The sequence below is a fragment of the Bartonella sp. MR168JLCBS genome, assembly GCF_042194175.1.
On record NZ_JBHIMP010000069.1, the window covers coordinates 1 to 1,505 of the forward strand.

1 pseudogene is annotated in these 1,505 nt (G+C 43.5%); it reads right to left on the reverse strand.

The annotated features are described in order from the left end of the window. Positions 1-1,505 (reverse strand): annotated as a pseudogene (locus ACFIK8_RS09115) (hypothetical protein); the annotation flags it as partial.

Consider the following 1,505-nt stretch of genomic DNA (forward strand, 5'->3'; position numbering starts at 1 on the left):
GCCAATCCTGTTATCTTTTTACTGCCAGCACCAATACCAGCCGTCGTTATTTGCGGACCACCCGTAATCACTAAGCCTGTTGCATCTAGGGTATTTGTGCCTGCCTTTAAGCTCGTTAATGCAACATCTTGAGCCAGATCAAATTGTACCTTATTATCCTTATCGCCTTTTGTAAGATTAAGATTTGTACTTCCAGTTACCAAATCCAATGGGCTGGTTGAATTAACGTTCGTCGTATTTTTACCATTAACAGAGAGCCCCCAACTTGGGTTTATAGAATCTTGTAGAGCTTTTAGCTGTGCAACATTTACCGCATCAGAGTCGTTCGTGCCAGCGGCAACACCTACAATCTGTCTGGTTTTTCCTTGCTTAGCATCACCAATACTGAGTGCACCAAGACCGGATAGCCATGTATTGTCCTGTTTATCTGAATTCTCTCTAGTACGAGGATCATAACCCCCAAAACCAGGTCCAACATTCGCTACAGAACCGCTTCCCAAAGCAATACTATCTTTAACTGATGCTTTTGCTCCACTACCAAAAGCAAGCGCAGATTCGCCGGTAGCTGTTGCGCCAGCACCAAGAGCAACTCCACCAACAGCAGCTACAGATGCATTTGCACCTAAGGCAATTCCATTTAACGAACCTTTTGGATCATTTGTGGAACCACCATTCTTTACAGATGCGCCAGAACCAAAAGCAAGCGCACCGCTAGAGAGTTTACTAACGCTGGCCTTGCTACCAAGAGCGACTGAATTTTCTGCATCAGCTATAGCATCTGCAAAATCTTTGCCAGTAGTGTTAATTTTTAAACCTTTTATAACCCCTGCTGCTTGTCCTGCTTGTGCTGCTTTTAGCTGTGCAAAAGTCACTGCATCAGTATCATCAGTACCTTCTGCCAATCCTGTTATCTTTTTATTACCAGCATTAATACCAGCTATTGTTATTAGCGGACCATCTGCAATCAATAAGCCTGCTAGGTTTAGGGTACTTGTGCCTACTTTTAAGCTCGTTAATGTAACATCTTGAGCCAAATCAAATTTTAGCTTATTATCCTTATCACCTTTTGTAATCTGAAGATTTGTACTTCCAGCAGAAAAATCTACTCCACTACCCATAAGAACAGTTGTAGCATTTGCACCGCCAGCAGAGAGTTTCCAACCGTTTTGTCTTACAATGTCTTCTAAGTCTCTTAACTGCCTAACATTCACAGCATCGGCAACCTCAGAACCAGCTGCTACGCCTGTAATTTGTCTGGTTATACCCTTACTATAATCACCAACACTCACTGCGCCCTTCGTACTTTTCCATTGCGATGAGGTATTTGTTGCAGGACCCTGCAGCAAAGGAGTATAACCAAAAACACCAGCAGCCCTATCGGCTTTAGAATCTTTTCCCAGAGCAACGCCATCTTGGGACGAAACTAGGGAATTGGCACCTATAGCGATAGCTCCCTCTCCCTGTGCTTCCGAATAATATCCAAAAGAAATGCTCTCCTTACCAAC